Consider the following 15,918-nt stretch of genomic DNA (forward strand, 5'->3'; position numbering starts at 1 on the left):
ACCTAAAGGAATATATAAAACCGCATTGAGTAAGGAGTGTTATGTATGGAAAACATGGTAAGAAGCTTTAACGCGTTGACACCTGAGTTCCAGTCTCTTGCCGGGGGAAAAGGAGGGATGTTGGGCCGAATGTACCAGAGGGGATATCCTGTGCCGGAGGGCTTCGTTGTTTTACCCTCAGCCTTTCAGGGGGAAACCCTCAATAAAGAAGCCTGGAATGCGATAAAAGCCGCTTTGGATGAAATAAGAGAGCGCAATGAAGAGGTACGGTTTGCAGTAAGATCCTCTGCGCTCAGTGAAGATTCAGCCCAAGCCTCCTTTGCAGGAGAATTTGAAACAGTTCTCAACCTGAAAACAGATGAAGAAATTCAGAAAGGAATCTACACCGTTTTTGAATCAAGAGTGTCGGAAAGGGTAAAGGCATACAGCTCGGTTCAAGGGATGGAACAGGTTCACCAGATTGCTGTGGTAGTCCAATTGATGGTACAGTCCGAAATATCTGGAGTATTGTTTACGGCTGATCCCATTACAGGAAGCTATAAGAACATGATAGGCAATTATGTGCACGGATTGGGCGAACAGCTTGTATCCGGAGAAGCTAATGCCTATGATTTTAAACTGGTAAGACCTAAAGGGAGATACGAAGGACCTGATGAGTTTGCAAAATATGCTTCAATGCTTTATCAATATGCAGCGAAGCTGGAGAAGGAGCTGGAGCATCCCCAGGATATTGAATGGGCCGTGGCAAAGGGAAAACTCTATCTGCTGCAGTCAAGGCCGATAACCACTTTGACAGCAGGCAACATTGACACTTATGATATCAATTATTCTTTAACGGGCGATGAAATATGGATCAATACCAATGTGGCGGAAGCCATACCGGATGTGCTCGCTCCATTTACCTGGAGCATAGGAAAGCAGCTGGATGAAGCGTTGAATTTCATTCCCGGATACTATGTATTTTCAGGGAATATCTGCGGAAGACCCTACATGAATATCAGCAGAAGGGTATCGGTGATATCGTCTGTACTTGGCAAGTATTCAAAAGGAGCATTGAAAATGATCTACGACTTATATGGAGAACTGCCTGAAGGGATGCAAATGCCCATTCATCCATTTTCACGTTTTGAATTGCTTAAGGTGATGTTTCCACTGATAATACGTTTTTCAAAGAATTCGCAAAAGGCTTCTAAGAATTTGGGTCAATTTTTCAGGAATACACCCGGTTGGTGTATAAATATGCGGGAACGGATTAAAAAAGCAAGATCAAAAGAAGAACTACTATCTTTATGGAAGGAAGAGATTCAGCCCTACCTTATAAGAGCATGGTTAAGTGCGGGAGCTGCGGCGATTAAGCTTACGAATGTTACGGCATTGGATAAAAAGCTTACAGAATTAGTTGGAACGGAAGATGCCAACACACTTCTTTCTAATCTTAGGGGAGGGTCCGGACTTGAAAGTCTCGGACCTGTTATGGGGATTTCCAAGATCATCCATGGAGAAATGAACCGTGGGGAATATCTGACAAAATATGGACATAGGGGAGCACATGAGTATGAATTGTCCATACCTGATCCTATGGAAGATACAGACTGGCTGGAAAAACAGATAGAGGAATATAAACAATTAAGTATAGATGTAGAAGAACTCCTAAGAAAGCAGCATGTCCAATATGAAGCTGCAAAGAATAGGTTTAAGGAGCGTTTTCCCGATAAGATAAAATGGCTTGAAAATCAATTGGCAAAAGCGGCAGAAGGGGCTCAGCGCAGAGAAGAAGGGCGTTCGGAGTTTGTAAGGGTGTACAGGGTAGTCCGTGCTTTTGCACTTAAAGCGGGAGAGCTTGCAGGAATAGGTAACGATATATTTTTCCTTTATGCCGATGAAGTGGAAGACCTTCTTTCTGAAACAGCTTCGAAGGTTAAGTTTATTTCTGCAAGAAAAGAGAATTTCGAGAGATATAAAGCAATGCCACCCTTTCCGTCAATTATCAGGGGCCGCTTCAACCCGGTTGAATGGGCAAAGGACTCCAACAGAAGGCTTGACTACTATGATGCAACCATGCCGGCTGCAGCATTGCCCGATTCGGAAACCCTCAAGGGCTGTGCCGGAGCTGCAGGCAGGATAGAAGGGATTGTACGCATACTGGCAAGTCCTGAAGAGGGAGAAAAACTTCAGCCGGGAGAAATATTGGTTGCGGTGACTACCAATATAGGCTGGACGCCGCTTTTCCCTAAAGCCGCAGCAATCATTACCGACATAGGAGCGCCGCTGTCTCATGCTGCTATCGTTGCCAGGGAGATTGGCATACCTGCTGTAGTAGGATGTACAAATGCGACTGCAAGACTAAAGACGGGAGATAAGGTGCTTGTTGACGGTGGACAGGGAATCGTGCAGATATTGGAATAATGTCTATAAAAAAAGAAAATCTTTAAAGCTGGCATAAAAGATATTAAAGACACCAGGGGCGATAATTTTATTGTAAAAAATGATTTTCTGCAAGTGCTGGCTATGGGCTGCAAATCTGGCTTGTAATTGTTTATTGAACAGCATATAATTTGTTTAAGCTTTTATAGATGTGTGACTGAGAAGTTTAATATTACCAATTCCATTAACAACTTAACACAAAACGTTATTTTAGGCGGAATTTTTGCCATTATGATACTGTATTTATTTCTAAGAAATATTCGAACCACCTTAATCATCGGAACATCGATCCCTATTTCTGTCATTGCCACCTTCGGGCTCATGTATTTCAGCGGTATCTCATTAAATCTAATATCACTGGGGGGATTAGCCTTAGGGGTTGGGATGCTGGTGGATAACTCCATTGTTGTGCTGGAAAATATTTATCGATTTAGAGTGGAGGGCTATTCCAGAACAGAAGCTGCTGTGAAAGGAACATTGGAAGTGGCCCAGGCGGTTGTTGCCTCCACCCTGACAACAATCGCTGTGTTTCTGCCCATTCTTTTTGTGGAAGACATGATGGTAAGTATTTATTTTGGAGAAATGGCTTTGGCGGTGGTCTTTTCCCTCATGGCCTCACTGGTGGTATCACTGACCTTGATTCCCATGCTATCTTCTCAACTGTTAAAGGTAGAGAACACTGATGAAAAAGAAAGGAAGGGAATCAGAAAAGGCTTTAAGCGGATCTACGATGCCTTTGACCGGGCCTTCGGCAGCATAGAAAAGGCCTATAAAAAACTATTAACCTGGAGCTTGGCACATAGAAAAAACACAATATTGTTGGCGGTGATGGTATTTCTGGGAAGCCTGTCCTCTATATTCCTTGTAGGAGTAGAGCTTTTCCCTGCATCCGATGAAGGGATGGTCAATATCAGTGTATCCTTACCAAGGGGGGCAGAAATCCATCAAATCGACGAAGTGCTTTTAGAGGTAGAAGAGAATATTGCTTCCATAGAAGAAATTGATACGGTGGTTGCCTCCGTCGGCGGCGGTGGAGCAATGGGAGCAATAATATCAGTATTCACAGGAGGTACCCAGGGCAGTATTATGGCTAGGCTTTCTGATCAAAAAGAACGAAATAGAACTACAGCGGAAGTAGCGGATGAAATCAGAGGCTTGGTTAAAGACATTCCCGGAGCAGAAATCAGTGTATCAACAGCAGGTGGTTTCGCAGGAATAGCAGGAGCTCCCATCAGCATTCGGATAAAGGGAGATAGTCTGGAAGATCTCGAAAAAATTTCACAGGATTTTAAAAGGATGATCGAAGCTGTAGAAGGTACTAAAGAAATAACCACCAGCTTTAGTGAAAGAATGTCTGAGGTTCAAGTGCACATTAATAAATACAGTGCTGCCACCTACGGATTAACAACTTCACAGGTAGCCAACAGTATGAGAAATGCTGTCTCAGGGATCATAGCCACAAGGTATAAATTAGATGGAGATGAAATTGATGTGGTGCTGAAGGCAGAGGATAGTATAACGGAAAGTCTGGCCAACCTGCAGCAAATAAGTATACCAACTGCTGCCGGTGATAATATTCCTTTGAACCAGGTAGCCAATGTCTCCATCGAAAGAAGCCCTTTTCAAATTGACAGAAGCGAGCCGCAGAGAGCTGTAACCGTTACCGGTCAAATTGGCAATAGAGATTTGAAAAGTATTATGCGGGATATTGATGGAGCATTAAAAGAATACCCGTTGCCACAGGGTTACACCTATGAAATAGGAGGCTAAAGCGAGCAAATGGACGATACCATGGCTGCCTTGATCTTTGCATTGGTGGTGGCGATTGGATTGGTGTATCTGGTAATGACCGCACAATTTGAATCATGGATGCATCCCTTTACCATTATGTTATCCGTACCTACAGCCTTGGCAGGGGGACTGCTGGGATTACTCATAACAGGGAAAGCATTAGGGCTTACAGCTATGATCGGGATTGTTATGCTGGCGGGGATCGTTGTGAATAATGCCATTGTATTGGTGGACTATATTAACACCTTAAGAGCCTCCGGAAAAGACCGAAAGGATGCCATTACTACAGCAGGTCCTATAAGACTTAGGCCGATTCTAATGACGACATCGACAACTGTTTTAGGCCTGCTGCCCGTAGCGATAGGGATAGGAGAAGGAGCCGAGGCGCAGGCGCCAATGGGTATCGTCGTTATTGCAGGATTACTCTTATCAACGGTTTTAACTTTGGTGTTGATACCGACCGTGTATACTTTAGTAGATGATTTTTCAACAGCTGTTAAAAACAAGCTTGGAAGAAAAAAGGAAGAAATGATTGAAGGGGAATAGATTGAAAATAATAAAGGAGGGCATAAAAAATGGAGAATTCAGGAAAGGTTTAGATATTGAAACCGCTGTTTTGGCTATATAGGTACAATTCATCAGAGCTATACGAAACAGATATAAAAGAGTTTAGAAGATATAGACCCTACTCCTAGTATGGATATAATACTTCAAGGGTTATTAAAAAAGCAGTAAGGATATAAAAGAGCAGCTTGTAAAAGCAGAGCGAAAGACGATAATGCGAGGAAACTTCAATAAAGTAGAACAGCCTCACTATGGTGAATGGGTGAGGCTGTTCTTACTTCTACTTAATTTTAGAATGCAAAGGATGTCATAATTGAAGCATTCTATTTTACGGATTTTATGATATAATTTAGTATTATTAAGTAGTTTTACACCATGATTTGTCGAATAAAATCCATCATATAAAAATGTCCTGCACTGATTGGATGGTGTTAAGATGCTATTGTATTGGATATATTTGCTGCTTGCCATAGGATGTGAGGTTTTGGGAACCACTCTTATGAAAATTTCTAACGGTTTTACAAAGCTTATCCCGTCAATTCTTGTAGTGGTATTTTACATATTGACCCTGCCTTTTTTTACTCTGGCACTAAAGAAGATCAACGTCAGTGTGGCATATGCAGTCTGGTCGGGGATTGGTACGGCATCTATTGCGATTATCGGATATATTTTATTTAAAGAGCAGATGAACCCTGTTAAAATTGCTGCAATCGTGATGATTATTGCAGGAATTGTTATGCTGAATCTTAGTGATGTAACACGGGGATAATAATGGGAAAGCAGGTGATAAAGAGATGCGCCCTGAAAAAATTGAATTTTTAAATAAAATGCCGGTTAGAGCATTTGTAAGGTCTGTGGAGCGATATCCTTATCACTGGCACGACACGCTGGAAATTGTGCAGGTGCTCAAGGGAACGGTTAATATCAGCCTTGGTAACGATGACCTTCTGCTGCATGAAAATGATATAGCAGTCATAAACATAGGTGAGATACACCGCATCATCAAAAGTGAGCAGGACAATAAAATACTGTTTATTCAAATTGATTCCAGCTTCTACCGCAACATCCTGACGGATAACAGGTATTTGTTTATATACTGTTGTTCGGCCTACCATGAAGCAGAGGCGCCTGAAAAGTATGATAAACTGAAGGAGCAGGTTGTCCAGCTAGTATGGGCGTTAAATGAACAGTCCCGCACGGATTATAATAAAAATATAGAAAATACTTTGATAACGACGCTCGCCTATATCACGGACAACTTTGATTTTCTGCGTTGGGGGCCTGGGACGGTAGCATTTGACGAAAAACATGTGGAAAGGCTCAAACAAATAGCAGAGCATATAAACAATGATCATAACGTTAATCCAGGGCTTAAAGACCTGGCAGTAGAAGTTGATGTCAGTCTGCATCATTTATCCCATGACATTAAAAACAAGTTTGGATATACCTTTCAGGAATTATTATATTACAGCAGGATAGAACATGCGGCAAAGCTGCTTTTAAGTACCGGTGAACGGATTGTAGACATTGCCATGGAATGTGGATTTTCCGATCCGAAATACCTCATCAAACACTTTAAGCAGAACTTTCAATATACTCCTTCGGAGTTTCGAAAAATGCACCGGGCAAATGACAAAAACTTGGCTTCCCAGGTACAGTACCATGATTATTCTCTTTCCGAGGCAAATAAATATCTAAAAGCTTATAAAAAACTTTAAAAATAATTTAAAGTTTTTTTCTTTTTTTGGAAAACCGCAAAATTGTCAATGCATTACTCTTTGAAAGGAAATAAAATAAATACAATGCAGAAAGGAGTTGATTAAATGCGTCCGGAAGCAATAGCGTTTCCAGATGATATACCGGTCAGGGCATTTGTTCTGAATGTCGCCGGGTATCCTTACCACTGGCACAATGCACTGGAAATCATATATGTACTGGAGGGCTTGGCATTTGTCGGTATGGGTAGTGAGAACCATCTTTTAGAAAAAAACAATATAGTAATCATCAATACTGATGAATTGCACCGTATTCATAAAAGCAGCGAAGATAGCAAGCTGTTAGTGATCCAAATGGATTCAGCTTTCTGTGAAAGGGTCAATCCGGATTATAAATATGCCTTCATCTACTGCTGTTCCTTATATCACGAAGCAGAAGCACCGGAAAAGTACAATGAACTGAAAGGTCATATCGCCCGTCTGGTATATCAATTAAACCAGAAGCCTTGCAAAAATCATAAAAAAGATATAAAGGACTGTCTGGAAAAAATACTTTCGCATATGATATACAGCTTTGATTACCTGCGTTTCGGACCTGGAATCAAAGCCTTTGAAGAAAAGCAGGCGGAAAGACTCAGGAAAATGTACAAGCATATCCTTAAGTCTCCCACTGGAAAACAGGGGCTCAAGGAACTTGCGGAAGTGACCGGTATCACTTTGCACCACATGTCTCACGATATCAAGGAAAAATTCGGCTATACATTTCAGGAATTACTGTATTACAGTAAGTGTGAACATGCAGCAAGGATGATCTTAAGTACCAATAAACATATACGCGAAGTTTCCGCTGAATGTGGTTTTTCCGATCCGAAATACCTTATAAAACATTTTAAATTGAACTACCGGTGCACGCCCTCTCAGTTTCGTAAGATGTATCAGGCAGAAGATGAAATCCTGGCTTCTCAGGTGCAATGTCAGGAAGCTTCCCTTTCCTCTGCACTCGAATACATGGCACTTTATATAAACTACTGAGAAAAGGAGATGGGATGATGCTGGAGTACAAGGATAACCTGTTGGAAATACGGGAGAAGCGGGCAAGAAGTGTCTTAATTGGCCGGGTTGACAATGATAAAATAAAAAATTAGGAATAATTTGATGAATCAAGAGGGTGGGTTTATGCAAATGAAACATCGGATTTTGAAGCGTGAGCGTATTAGCACACAACTTAATAATCTATTTGACTATCCGCTGACGGTGGTGGTGGCTGCCATGGGTTATGGTAAAACTACGTCGGTAAGAGATTTTCTTGATGAGGTGAAGGCGAACTATGTGTGGCTGTCTGTGGATAGGGATGAAACCTCTGCCCAATATATATGGGATTCCCTTACCAGACAGCTTGCCAAAACAGAGCCGGAACTTGGAAATCAGCTTAACGCTTTAGGGTTTCCTATGGATGCATCCCAAAGAGACAGGATACTGAAAATAATCGAAGACCATGTGTATATGACCAACACGGTGCTGGTAATCGATGATTATCACTTTGCTCATTCTCCGGAATTGGACAGGCTGATTGAAAGAATTGTTTGGACCAATATAAGCGGACTGCATGTTCTCATCCTTTCAAGGACGAGGCCTGAAATGAATATTGACGAGCTAATGCTTAAAGGATACTGCCACCTGTTAAAAAATGATTTGTTTGAGTTGTCGAAGGATGAAATAAAGGAATATTTTAAGCTTTATGGCCATGACGTTTCTCTTGATACCGCAAGGCAGGTGCACGAGACTTCTGAAGGCTGGATAACGGCTGTTTACCTTATTACTCAGAGGTACTGTGAAATTGGCAAATTGGAGCCGGGAAGAAGTATCGAAAGTCTTATTGAAACGGCGGTAATGTCACGATATACGAAGGAAGAAGCACAGATACTGATGTCACTCTCTATCCTTGAAAGCTTTATGTTACAGCAGGCGGTATATGTGACGAAGGACATGGCAGTGGCAGGAATTCTTCAAAAGCTAAGTGACAGTAATTCCTTTATCCGTTATGATGAGCGGACAGAAAACTATAAAATGCACAATATTTTCAGCAATTATTTAAAAAAGCTGCTTGAAGAGCAGTGCAGCGGTATTGAAAGTAGAAATTTATATAAGCGTTCAGGTGAGTGGTACATTGAAAGCGGTGATGTGCTTTTAGGTTTGAAATTTCTTTTGAAGGCGGAGGAATACGACCTCATTTTAGCTCAATTTGAAAAAGCTGGAATGACCAAAGTGATAGACAGAGGCCCCCAGCCTATCATGGAGCTGTTTGAACAGATCCCGATTGAGGTGAAATACCGTCATCCCATAGGCTATCTAGTCTATGTGGAATTTCATCTTACCAGTGTGAATATGGAAGAAGGTGCCAAGCTCCTGGCAGAAATAGAACAGTATTACCAAAAGGATGATATGACGCCTCCTGCACTGAAAAGACGTATATCCGGTGAAATTGAACTTATAAGAAGCCTGTGTTGTTTTAATGATTTACGCAAAATGCATGAACATCAATTGAAGGCTCATAAACTGCTTGACGGCAGTTCTTCAATAATGAATAAAGATATGATTTTTACCTTTGGGTCCCCCCACAGCCTTTATCTTTACTACAGGGAAAAGGGTGAAATGCTGTGGACTGTGGAATATTTGGATACTATCTTTCCTTATTTTAGGGAGGCGGCAAACGGTTTAGGCACAGGCTTTGAATATACAGTAAGGGCGGAATACTGTCTGGAAACCGGTGATTATACGCAGGCGGAGCTTTATGGGTATAAGGCTATCTACAAAGCAGAGACCATGGATCAGATTAGTCTTATCATATGCGCAAATTTGATCCTTGCAAGACTGTCCATGGCACAGGGTGAATTTGACAAAGCAAAGGAAATCATGAATGACTTAAACTCCAAGGTATCCCGGTATAATAATCCCGTACTCAATTGCACCTTTGATCTGTGCAGCGGGTACGTAGGAGGCATCATGCAGGAGCCTCATAATTTTCCGGAATGGCTTAAATCTGGGGATATGGAGCAAAGCGATATCCTATACCAGGGAATGGCATTTAATTATATCGTTCACGCTAAAGCAGTACTGTTGGAGAAAAACTATATAAAATTAGAGGTGCTCTGCGAAGGAATGTATCCACTTTTCTCAATATTTAATAATCTTCTTGGTTATGTACATACCCATATATTAGACGCTGTCGCAAAATACAATCTCTACGGTATGGAAAAAGCAAAAGAGGCTATTTTACCAGCCTTGGAAATAGGTAGAGGAGATAATATTCTACTGTCCTTTGCTGAATACGGTATATATGTTTTGGACATATTGAAAGCCCTGCAAAAAGAAACAATCATGGATGAATATTTGGACAGGCTTGTGGCAAAAACAGCAGCCTACTGTCACAACCTAAAAAATATAGACAGCGAAAAATCGTCTTTTACTCTACTTTCGGAGCGTGAAAGAGAAATATTGCAGCTGATTGTAGAAGGCAAAATCAACAGGGAGATAGCCTCTCAGCTTTATATTGCAGAGGTTACTGTCAGAAAAACCATCACATCAATCTATCGAAAATTAGGCGTAAGTGGACGGGCAGCAGCTGTAAAAAAAGCTATTGAGCTAGAATTTGTTTAATTTTTTGAACGAAAAGTATCTCATGCGATAATATGAAAAAAATAAAAACTCTGCTATGTTTATATTTATCTCTAGGAAATTGTGGGTTTTAATTTACTGGACATGGGGTGTCTATAACAGTACTTTCACGGGCAATACTGCAGACTTATAATAAATACTGAATAGTAGAGGGACAAATTACTCTCTTTATTATAAACAAATAACTTAAACAGGAAAGGAGTTGTAAAATGTTTTAAATAATGAACTCATAAATTAAACTTAAAAGGGGGGCAAAAAATGGTTTCACAAAAGAAAGGCTTTAGAATTTTATTGATGATGTTATGCATGATACTTATCATAACATCAATGCCTTTAACAGGCTACTCAGCAATACACTCAGATATTGATACCCATTGGGCTAATGATGTTATTTCGAGATGGATTGATCAAGGTTTAATCAGAGGCTATCCGGATGGTACATTTAAGCCTGATAAACCTGTTTCACGAACAGAATTTATGACCATGATAAACAAAGCATTTGGGTATAATGAAACTAAAGATTTTAATTACATAGATGTACCTAAAGATGCCTGGTATGAAGGAGTTGTGGCAAAAGCACTGACAGCAGGATATATTACAGGCTATCCAGACGGTACGATCAAGCCTGATGCGGCTGTAAGCCGACAGGAAATGGCAGCTATTATTACAAAAATTAAAAAATTAGAAAATGACCCTGATGGCAGCTCTGTTTTTACCGATGCAGCAAATATTCCTGATTGGTCAAGAGGTGTTATTGGTGCAGTAACTAAAGCAGGTTATATGAAAGGTTATCCTGACGGTTCCTTTAAAGCTCAAAATACGGTTACTCGTGCAGAGGCTGTATCAGCACTGGATAGGGCTATGTCAATTACTAAAGGTTCAGAAAGGAAAGATAATCGGCTGGTATTTGATAAAGCAGGTGTTTACGGACCTGAAAATGCTATAGAAGATGTGAATACAGACGTAATCATTAAAGCCGATGGAGTAACACTGCAGAATCAAAAGATTTATGGTGACTTAATCATTGCTGAAGAAGTAGGTAAGGGTACGGTTACCTTAAACAATGTAATAGTGGAAGGAAACACCTTTGTAAGGGGCGGTGGTCCTGACAGTATTATTATTGATGGGGGACAGTATAAAAATATCATCATTCAAAATGTAGATGGAAAAGTACGAATTGTGGCAAAGGCTGTTAAAGGCCCGGATGGAAAAGCAGTAGATATAGTTGTTGCAGAAGAAGCTGCAGGAAATGAAGTAATACTTAATGGTGAATTTAATAGCATATTTATTGCAGGAAGCAATGTAGTTATCAGCACCCAGGGTGATACCAGTATTGGCACCATGACAGTGGGTAAAAATCTTTCCGGCATTACCTTAAATATAAACGAAGGTGCCAAGGTTAAAGATTTAATATTGTATTCGAAAGCAGCGGTGAAAGGCACAGGTATTATTCAAAATAAAACTGAATATTATAGTACGTCAACCGGAGGCGGAGGAGGCGGAGGCAGTCCGTCAAATAAGACCCCCAATAAAAATCCAAACCAGCCTGGAAAACCGGCACCGGCTAACGGAGCAGAAAAAGTAAAATTGTTACCGGTTTTAAGCTGGAGCTGCAGCGATCCGGATGGAGATGTATTAACCTATGATATTTATTTAGGAACTGACAAAGCTCTGGTAGAAAACCTGGACCCATCAGTTAAAAAGAAAACAGGATATAATAGCGCTACATACCTGCCGGGCAAGCTGGACAGTCTAACAACCTATTACTGGAGAATAACAGCAAAAGATGATAAGGGCGGTCAGACTACTGGACCCTTATGGAAATTCACAACCAAGGAACCGGAAACAGACTCCCAGGGGTATTTTAAGATAGAGAATGAGGATAAGACCAAAATAATAGAAGGTTATGTTACCCATAACCGTGGAGGTGCGGGAATTCCCGGGGCCACCATAAGCTACCCGGTGGATATTTTCGAAAAACCGGGAGATATATTGGTTTCCATCGATGAATATGCTGCCGCCAGAATCCAGAATGTATACTGGAAGAGCGTCACCGGTTATGTATATGGAGAGGAAAGTGTATCCAGCTACGTATATGGTGACAGTGGAAGCAGTGTCACCGAATACGTCTATGGATGGAATCAATTGGATTACATTTATGAAGTCCCAGTCAGAGATTTGTTTAACCCCTCCTGGGAAAAGACACCTCCAAGTATACAACTGGAAGGAATTACTCCCGGAGACACATTATCGGGAATTATTGAATTTGATTTGTCCTTCCAATCTGAATCAGGCATCTATGTTTATTACGTCTACCTGGGCGGAGAACAACGATATCCTAATGAAGACCTTGGTTTAGGAAAGTGGGACGAGAATTCTGCAAATGTATCAATTGATACAACCACTTATCCAAACGGATCAACCTATATAAAAATACTGGCCTATGATTATAACGAAAACTCGGTTTTATATGTTCTGCCTATAACTGTAAAAAATGATGTTAATCCCGGACAGCATGAGCCGCCAGGAAAAATTAACTATTTAAGTTTATCTACTGAGACCTATGGAGTGAATTGGGGCTTATATTCAATACCGGTAGATCAAATTAATACTATGGACAAAGATGACCAGAATAATATGCTGAATACTACTTCTATTCCTGACGATGTTACTATCCGTAATAGATTAAGCTGGGATTCCGCAACGGGAGCTGATGGCTATAAGGTGTACCGCAGCTTTGACGGGGTGAATTATAAACAAATAGGTACAGTAAAGGATAAAAAATACGTGAGTTCTTTTAGTTTCTATAATACATTTGAGGATACCAGTTATGGCCTGGCTATTGGAAAGAAAACCTATTATAAAGTTGTGCCCTACAACAGCAAAGGGGAAAACGACGAGGGTGCATTCATTCGCTATGGGGTTCCTTTACCGGGTTTTAATGTAATACTTGATAGTCCAAAGAACGGGGAAACCGGTGTTAAGCTCTCACCAACGTTTTCATGGCATGTTCAAACAATAGGCGGCAGCTTTGAGGATTATCAGCAAAAATACAAGAAAATAGATTTAGATCAAGAGCATACCATTCAGCTATTTGATGCAACAAATTATAAAATATTGGAACGATATTTAGATGAAAGCGATAATATATCTGACGATGAAAACAAATTCAAATATATGCCTTCTGACCTGTACCTGGAACCGGGCGGTATTTACTCATGGGACATTATAGAAAGTTACTATAGGGCAGTTCATGAAGATAATAATGACGGATATTCTGTTTCAGTTTCTTATGCTAAAGATGGACAAACCGGTTCCTCAAATGGGGAAAACATGTTTACTACAACCATTGATAATCAAGGAACTGACAATACATCTCAAATCGATTTTCTGGATTTTAAAAACAGTCAGTTTAATAAGGAACATGTGCTGGTGAAAGCCAATAACATGGCAGGCTTGGTAAAAACCCTTGATATTTTAGGCAGTGAAAGCCTTAAAGAATGGGATGAGACCGGATGGAGTATGGTAAAAGTACCACAGGGTAAAGATGTTAAAAGCTTTATTTTCCAGCTTCTTAAAGATCCCAATGTTGTTATTGCTCAGCCAGACTACCTGATTGACAATCCTGAGCCTGTTAAAGCAGATGATAGTCAAAAACTGCTGACCATGGCTGAATCTGTTTCTGCAAATACTATGATGGGGCCGGAAGTGGCAGTGGATAAATTATGGGGATTAAAGAATATTAATGCAGAAAAAGCCTGGCAGAAAACCACCGGATCAGAAAAAGTAATTTTAGCGATAATAGATACCGGTGTACAAACAGATCATCCTGAGTTCAGTGATAAGAGTTTTGTTGACCCCTATGATGCTACAGGAGAGGGAAGACCAAATATAGATCTTAATGGTCATGGTACCCACGTGGCAGGGATTGCCGGAGATAACGGCAGAAACGGAGAAATTGCCGGAGTAGCATGGGATTCTCCTATTATGCCTATAAGAGTACAGGATAGTTATAGAAACATTTTGACTTCTTATTTGATTGAAGCAGTATACTATGCAGCTGAATATGCGGAAAATAATCCTGACAAACGTGTGGTAATTAATATGAGTATAGGGAACAGAGGCTATAACTTTGCTTTTAAAGATGCCATTGATAAGGCTTTGGAAAATGGGGTGGTGTTTGTAAACGCTGCAGGCAACGACTCTAAAAGAGTACCAAGTTATCCTACCTCATATAACGGAGTTATTGCTGTGGCAGCCTCTACACCTGAGAATACAAGAGCAGATTTTTCAAGTATCGGTTCATGGACTTCCGTGGCAGCACCAGGGACTAAGATTTACTCAACATACCATGATTTTTTATCCGGGCATACCTATGAGTTCCTCAATGGTACATCTATGGCATCTCCATATGTGGCTGGAGCGGCAGCATTGCTGTTATCGGAATATCCTGAACTGACCCCTGCCCAGGTGAAAAACCAGCTGGAAAAAACCGCTCAAGGCAATGGTTTTACAGAAGAACTGGGATACGGTGTCATCGACATGGAGGCTATGCTGGGAGAAATTCAGCCCGTTGATGACGGTACTTTAAAAGTAAAAACCAATATTAAGCAAATAGAGTCAATTATCGGAGTGGGTTATGGAGTTCTCAGCGTATTTGACACAGATGAGAACCTGGTGAGCTATGGCACGACGGGGAAAGAGGGAGGCCATACCTTCCATTATCTTAAGCCTGGGGAATACAAGGTAGTGCTTTCCTACTATGATCCATTTAAGATGGAGTATCAACATGAAGTAAAATATGCAACTATCCTGTCCACTCAGACTGCAGAACTTGTATTCAATTTTGAAGTACCCCGGATTGAGATGGAAGTATTCTATACAGAGAATATTGAATTAGCCTGGAATGAACAACCTTACTATTTTAATTTCACAGTAGCTGAAAATGATGAAGGTATCTTTGAAATTGAAACTTCTTTCTTTGAGGAAGACAGTGATACGGTGCTTTATTTACTGGATGGAGAGGGAAATGAAATAATGTATAACGATGATTATAACGGCATCTATTCCTTTATCAAGATATATCTGGAAGCAGGAGATTATACCGTTGTAATTGAAGAATTTGATAATGATGATTTATACTGTACTTTAGAAATTAGAAAATTTAAAGTATTTTATGAAGATTGATTCATAAGGAACAAAAACTAATTCTTATCTTAAATTTGATTTCTTGCAAAAAGTATCTCATACGATAATATGAAAAATAGGAAAACTCTGCTATATTCGTTTTATGGTGGAGTTTTTATTTGTTTATGGAGGGGGAGATTAAGGGTGTCCAACATTGTAAGCGTTAAACCAAATGACGACTACACTTTGCTGATAGAGCTTGATAACCGGCATAAGATTATTTATGATATGAGGCCCAGGCTGCAGGCCGCCCGTTTCTGCGGACTTGCGGATTTAAACAGGTTTAAGGAGGTCAAGGTGGAACATGAAAAAACCCTTGTGTGGGATAACCTGTGCCAGATAACCATTGACGAGATTATCAACATGATTGAGAGATGATTTTTTTACAAACAGCAAAATCGTCAATGCGAATTTCGCGCTAAAGGGAATAAAATGAAGATGATAAGCGTCAGCCCATGTCATTCTGAAGCACAGCGGAGTATTCCGGACTATTTATGAATACCCATGAGAAAGCTTTTAGCAGGAATTTAAAATGTTTCAGGACAATTAAAACAGGAGGTTA

At 40.4% G+C, this 15,918-nt stretch carries 7 protein-coding genes and 1 pseudogene; all 8 read left to right on the top strand.

Features of this window, described 5'->3' with window-relative positions:
* Window positions 1–45 precede the first annotated feature (45 nt).
* On the top strand, window positions 46–2,406 hold the full coding sequence (locus Gferi_RS21975; RefSeq protein ID WP_069980284.1) for a PEP/pyruvate-binding domain-containing protein: 2,361 nt from the start codon (window positions 46–48) through the stop codon (window positions 2,404–2,406).
* Between the two features lie 171 nt (window positions 2,407–2,577).
* Window positions 2,578–4,761 (top strand): annotated as a pseudogene (locus Gferi_RS21980) (efflux RND transporter permease subunit).
* Window positions 4,762–5,215: 454 nt separating this feature from the next.
* Complete coding sequence (locus tag Gferi_RS21990; RefSeq protein WP_069980287.1) at window positions 5,216–5,548, top strand: DMT family transporter; 333 nt, start codon at window positions 5,216–5,218, stop codon at window positions 5,546–5,548.
* Between the two features lie 25 nt (window positions 5,549–5,573).
* Window positions 5,574–6,497, top strand: a complete 924-nt coding sequence (locus Gferi_RS21995; RefSeq protein WP_069980288.1) for an AraC family transcriptional regulator — start codon at window positions 5,574–5,576, stop codon at window positions 6,495–6,497.
* 105 nt (window positions 6,498–6,602) lie between these two features.
* The gene (locus tag Gferi_RS22000) at window positions 6,603–7,526 is read left to right on the top strand and encodes a helix-turn-helix domain-containing protein (RefSeq protein ID WP_069980289.1); all 924 of its coding nucleotides are present in this window, start codon (window positions 6,603–6,605) and stop codon (window positions 7,524–7,526) included.
* 144 nt (window positions 7,527–7,670) lie between these two features.
* Window positions 7,671–10,151 carry a LuxR C-terminal-related transcriptional regulator gene (locus Gferi_RS28540; RefSeq protein WP_069980290.1) on the top strand — a complete coding sequence of 827 codons (2,481 nt, stop codon included), beginning with the start codon at window positions 7,671–7,673 and terminating at the stop codon, window positions 10,149–10,151.
* Window positions 10,152–10,427: 276 nt separating this feature from the next.
* On the top strand, window positions 10,428–15,356 hold the full coding sequence (locus tag Gferi_RS22010; protein ID WP_069980291.1) for a DVUA0089 family protein: 4,929 nt from the start codon (window positions 10,428–10,430) through the stop codon (window positions 15,354–15,356).
* 144 nt (window positions 15,357–15,500) lie between these two features.
* The gene (locus Gferi_RS22015; RefSeq protein ID WP_069980292.1) at window positions 15,501–15,734 is read left to right on the top strand and encodes a DUF2442 domain-containing protein; all 234 of its coding nucleotides are present in this window, start codon (window positions 15,501–15,503) and stop codon (window positions 15,732–15,734) included.
* Window positions 15,735–15,918 lie beyond the last annotated feature (184 nt).

The organism is Geosporobacter ferrireducens (assembly GCF_001750685.1).
In the GTDB taxonomy this organism is placed as follows: domain Bacteria; phylum Bacillota; class Clostridia; order Peptostreptococcales; family Thermotaleaceae; genus Geosporobacter; species Geosporobacter ferrireducens.

What these genes read in the sequence shown, in the direction of transcription:
- Gferi_RS22000 (WP_069980289.1), top strand. Translation starts at nt 6,603, where the DNA reads ATGCGTCCGGAAGCAATAGCGTTTCCAGATGATATACCGGTCAGGGCA.
- Gferi_RS28540 (WP_069980290.1), top strand. Translation starts at nt 7,671, where the DNA reads ATGCAAATGAAACATCGGATTTTGAAGCGTGAGCGTATTAGCACACAA.
- Gferi_RS21995 (WP_069980288.1), top strand. Translation starts at nt 5,574, where the DNA reads ATGCGCCCTGAAAAAATTGAATTTTTAAATAAAATGCCGGTTAGAGCA.
- Gferi_RS22010 (WP_069980291.1), top strand. Translation starts at nt 10,428, where the DNA reads ATGGTTTCACAAAAGAAAGGCTTTAGAATTTTATTGATGATGTTATGC.
- Gferi_RS21975 (WP_069980284.1), top strand. Translation starts at nt 46, where the DNA reads ATGGAAAACATGGTAAGAAGCTTTAACGCGTTGACACCTGAGTTCCAG.
- Gferi_RS21990 (WP_069980287.1), top strand. Translation starts at nt 5,216, where the DNA reads ATGCTATTGTATTGGATATATTTGCTGCTTGCCATAGGATGTGAGGTT.